This window comes from Mesorhizobium sp. M7A.F.Ca.ET.027.03.2.1 (assembly GCF_003999175.1).
Lineage (GTDB): Bacteria > Pseudomonadota > Alphaproteobacteria > Rhizobiales > Rhizobiaceae > Mesorhizobium.
Genome location: NZ_RZOM01000579.1, coordinates 1 through 3,888, shown reverse-complemented (window position 1 = coordinate 3,888; position 3,888 = coordinate 1). Strand labels below are relative to the sequence as shown.

Sequence of the window (3,888 nt, the reverse complement as noted above, 5' to 3'; positions counted from 1 at the left end):
CAGTTATGCGGCAGACTGTGCGGCCTGTGCTGCCCTTATGCGATCCATCAAACCCGGCACTACACTGTGCACCAGCGGCTCGAACTTCACGGCGCCAATATGGCTAACCGAAATCCTGCATTGCCTGCCGACAAGATCGATTGCCTTTTCGATATCGTCGCCTCCAGCTAGGATTTTAATCGCGGCCTGGCCGTCGTCCTGAACGGCTTTGATGACATGCTCGGTGTAGAGTTCGAACGGCACGTCGGTCAATTTCTGCTTGGGCAGGTCGACGTCAAATGACAATTGCAATTTCCGGCCAAGCTCGGTTGCTCTCTCCTTGGCGGCAACCACCGTGATGATATGCCGGCCGGGCGTCACAAACGGCGATATCTCGTCCAACCATTCGGATGCCGTCTCAGGTTCTGGTTCGGCTGCCCGCGGTGCTTTGCCGGAAACCTTCTTGGCAATGGCGGCTTCTTTGGCGTCGACATAGACCTCGGGGAGGTCTTCATCGTAGCGCTCGCCGGCAAGCCAGTTCGCAGGAGTTGGGATCCACTTTTTGTCAGTGCCTTGCGTGGCGTAGTGCTCTGCCCATGCGGCTGCCGCTTCTATGATCCGTGCGGCAAGCTCGGCGTCGGGCTCGATCTTATCCCATGCGGCCCGCGCTTTCGGCTTCTGGAATTTGCGCGGGTATGCGGACCAGAAGCGATCGAAGGCGCTCTCCGGGTCCCGCGGCCCGGCACCGGCCGCAAGGCCGAGTGCAACGGGGTCGGGGGTATCTTCAGTTCCTACTTTACTGTCAGCCGGCTTGTCAGCCGGTGACGTAAGTAGGTTTTTGGTAAACCCTTGTTGACCACTAGGCTCCGTAGTGGTCAACCCATCTTTACCACCTGTGGTAAACCCTTGTTGACCACTAGCTTGCGGTAAAGAGGGGTTTACCACTAGCCAGTTTGGACCGTATTCGCTGGGGCGGGTGCCTTTGCCTAAGTGACGGGTAAAGTATCCCCAATCGACCAACTCACGGCATGCTCCAATAACGGTAGGCTTTGAAAGTCCGGTGGCCTTCTCGATGTAGCGCAGGCTCGCGCGGCTGCCGCCTTTGCTCTGCATGTAGCGGTCAATGATGACCCAGGCGACAGTCATGTGGCGCCCGGCCGTGCGAGCGTCGAGAGCGATCGCACCTAGCGTCCACCATTGCGACAATAGCGAGCCCGGCTTTGCGGTGCGCGGCTCCTTAGCTTCCGACATGGCTGCCGCCCTCCAGCGCCGCTACCGCAGCCGCCGTAATCCGTTTCCCAAGCTCGGGGTGGAATGTTGCGGAATGACCGGTGTTGGTGCGTGGCGCGTGGGTACGCAGGCCGTTGGAAGTTTGCTTCAGGATCAGGCCGTAAAGGCGCAGATGCTCGTTGATCTCGACGTCGAAACGCGCTTTCGCGACCGCCCCATGCATGGGGTGGATTGATAAGATTCTCATGTGTTTCCTATTGGTAGGGGATTAGGCTGCCGCGGCTTCCTTTTCGGCCAGCCAGGCAGTCAGTGAAGAACGACGAGCCGACACCGTCCCGCCAAGTTTGAACGACGGTAGAAGACCATCGTACACAAGGCGGTAAGCCTGCCGCCTAGTGATGCCGAGAAACCGCGCAATGGCGTCGGCACCCATAAGCAGGTCCGGGTTGTTGTCGTTCATGTGATCTCTCCGTTCTCGCCGGGCGAAATTGCCCGTGCATCCCTATAAGTATCTGGCTGGAGAGAATTAGGTGTGTCTAATGTTAGGCTATGCCTCTGATTTCAAACGATAACAAAAATTTCCAGTGTTACCTTGTTTTCCCGCATGTTCCACGATATTTCCATGCGCCATAAGATCAGTATATCAGGGGCGAATCATGGCAACGATCACCAAGCGGCGTTGGAAGACCGGCAAGGGCGAGCAGCGGGAGGCGTGGGTTCTCGCCTATACCGATAAGAAGGGCGCCAGGCACAAAGAACAGTTCAGCCTGAAGCGCGATGCCGACGCAAAGCGAGTGGAGGTCGAGGGTCAGATAGGCAAGGGCACGTTCCGGGCCGAGGCTGCCACCAAGACAGTCAAAGACGCGATCGACTCCTATATCAAGCACCTCGGGAAGCGGCACGGGAAGGGCGAGCAGGTGACGACGATGTACTTGCGAAACACCACCGGCCAATTGCGTACCCATGTAGAGCCCGAGCTTGGCGGCACGAAGCTTTCTGAACTGACCACCCGCGCCATCAACGAAATGGTCGACAAACTGAAGGATGCCGAGGTTGGCATACCGACCATCCGTCGCGTCGTCGGCGCACTGTCCCGCACACTGGCCTATGCCATCGGTGAAGATTGGGTGGCCAGCAACGCCGCCAAGGGTGTCCGCATCACAGCCAAGCGAGGACAGGGCAGCGAAAAGGTTGTGCCGCCGTCGAAGGCCGATCTTGCCAAGATCATCAAAGCAGCGAAGGAATGGGAGCCTGAAGCGCCCAAGGGCTTCGGGGAGGAAGCAGAAGCGAAATTCAAAGCGAGGGCGGCCGAGTTGAACGACTTGGCTCTTCGCGTCAAATTCGCCGCGGCAACCGGTTTGCGCGCGAGTGAGCAGTGGGCACTCCGCTGGCGCCATCTGGATCTCAAGAAGCGCACCGTCACAGTTGAAACGCGCGTGGATGCCTTTGGCGACTTCGACACAACGAAATCGGAAGCTGGCAAGCGCACCGTGCCGTTGGGCAAGGCGTTAACCGATGAACTAGCCGACCGCCGTAAGAAGACGAAGGCTGGCGACGACGACTTCGTTTTTCCAGACTCTGCTGGCGGCTTCACGCGCCACACCCTGTTCGTGAAGCGCCGCTGGTATCCGCTTGTCGCGAAAGCCGAAGTGAAAGACCTAGGCTGGCATGCCCTCCGTCACTTCGCGGTGTCGACATGGATCGAGGCAGGCCTGCAGCCAAAAGCAGTTCAGACGCTTGCCGGTCATGCGACATATGCCATTACGATGAACCGGTATGGACACTTGTTTCCAAGCGAAACTCATGCCGATGCGATGGACAAGATTGCGGACCAACTTTACGCCAATTGACGGGCCTTACCGCATGTTTCATGGCGCATAAATGGCGCATATATGGTACAAAGCCTTATTTTATGGGGGTTTTGTACAGCCTTTTAATCAGTAGGTCATGGGTTCGAATCCCATCGCGCTCACCAAATCCACGCGATAAACTGTCACCCATCTCTCGGGAAGGGCACACCACAACCGGTGGGGAAGCCGTCAACGCGTCCAGAAATCGCGGTGCGGTGCGAGCAACTCGTCGGCGATTTCGGGGAAGGGGCCAAAGACCTCGATCTTTTTCTGGCCGGAGTCGAGGACTGTGCGCGAAGAGAGGCTCATCGTCGGATTCTCCGCGTGATCTCCGGTGAGCGCCAGCAGCTCGGTCTCCTCGACCCCGTAAACCAGCCGCCCGATATTGGCCCAATACATCGTGCCGGCGCACATGGCGCACGGCTCGAAGGTTGAGACCAGCGTGCATTGCCACAGGAACTCCGGCTCATAGGCCGCCGCCGCGCGCCGGGCGAGCTCCGTCTCGGCATGGCGCACCGTGTCGAGATTGCCCTGCCGCATCAGCACGCGATCGTCCGGCCCGACCAGCACGCAACCGAACGGATGGTGCCCATGCGCCGCCGTGTCACGCGCGACGGCATCGGCGGACCGCAGGTGGGCGAGCATCTGATCGCGGGTCATGGCAAGATCCTGTCATGCCGACATCCACCGATGAGCGGCTGAGCGAGATTGGTGCCAACGGACGCGAGTGGCAAGAGCCAACTTTTGCTTGAGACCTTTGCCTCGGGATATCAGACCTTTGCCCTACAATCGCCGGCCGGTCTTGGCGTCGAACAGATGAGCACAGGCG

The 3,888-nt window shown here is 58.9% G+C and carries 5 protein-coding genes; 1 reads left to right on the top strand and 4 read right to left on the bottom strand.

Going from position 1 to position 3,888, the window contains the following annotated elements:
* Window positions 1–3 precede the first annotated feature (3 nt).
* The 3 genes from EN750_RS22605 to EN750_RS22595 all read right to left on the bottom strand — a co-directional run bounded on the left by EN750_RS22605 (window position 4) and on the right by EN750_RS22595 (window position 1,669).
* On the bottom strand, window positions 4–1,125 hold the full coding sequence (locus EN750_RS22605; RefSeq protein WP_127397696.1) for a hypothetical protein: 1,122 nt from the start codon (window positions 1,123–1,125) through the stop codon (window positions 4–6).
* 91 nt (window positions 1,126–1,216) lie between these two features.
* A complete protein-coding gene (locus EN750_RS22600; protein ID WP_210212760.1) occupies window positions 1,217–1,432 on the bottom strand; it encodes a hypothetical protein in 216 nt (71 codons plus the stop codon).
* 45 nt (window positions 1,433–1,477) lie between these two features.
* On the bottom strand, window positions 1,478–1,669 hold the full coding sequence (locus EN750_RS22595) for a helix-turn-helix domain-containing protein (protein ID WP_127397694.1): 192 nt from the start codon (window positions 1,667–1,669) through the stop codon (window positions 1,478–1,480).
* A 196-nt stretch (window positions 1,670–1,865) separates the two neighbouring features.
* Here EN750_RS22595 and EN750_RS22590 point away from each other — a divergent pair, with 196 nt between their 5' ends.
* A complete protein-coding gene (locus tag EN750_RS22590; protein ID WP_127397693.1) occupies window positions 1,866–3,059 on the top strand; it encodes a site-specific integrase in 1,194 nt (397 codons plus the stop codon).
* Between the two features lie 189 nt (window positions 3,060–3,248).
* Here EN750_RS22590 and EN750_RS22585 read toward each other — a convergent pair whose 3' ends face one another.
* Complete coding sequence (locus tag EN750_RS22585) at window positions 3,249–3,719, bottom strand: nucleoside deaminase (protein ID WP_127397692.1); 471 nt, start codon at window positions 3,717–3,719, stop codon at window positions 3,249–3,251.
* Window positions 3,720–3,888: the final 169 nt, after the last annotated feature.

What these genes read in the sequence shown, in the direction of transcription:
- EN750_RS22585 (WP_127397692.1), bottom strand. Translation starts at nt 3,719, where the DNA reads ATGACCCGCGATCAGATGCTCGCCCACCTGCGGTCCGCCGATGCCGTC.
- EN750_RS22590 (WP_127397693.1), top strand. Translation starts at nt 1,866, where the DNA reads ATGGCAACGATCACCAAGCGGCGTTGGAAGACCGGCAAGGGCGAGCAG.
- EN750_RS22600 (WP_210212760.1), bottom strand. Translation starts at nt 1,432, where the DNA reads ATGCATGGGGCGGTCGCGAAAGCGCGTTTCGACGTCGAGATCAACGAG.
- EN750_RS22605 (WP_127397696.1), bottom strand. Translation starts at nt 1,125, where the DNA reads ATGACTGTCGCCTGGGTCATCATTGACCGCTACATGCAGAGCAAAGGC.
- EN750_RS22595 (WP_127397694.1), bottom strand. Translation starts at nt 1,669, where the DNA reads ATGAACGACAACAACCCGGACCTGCTTATGGGTGCCGACGCCATTGCG.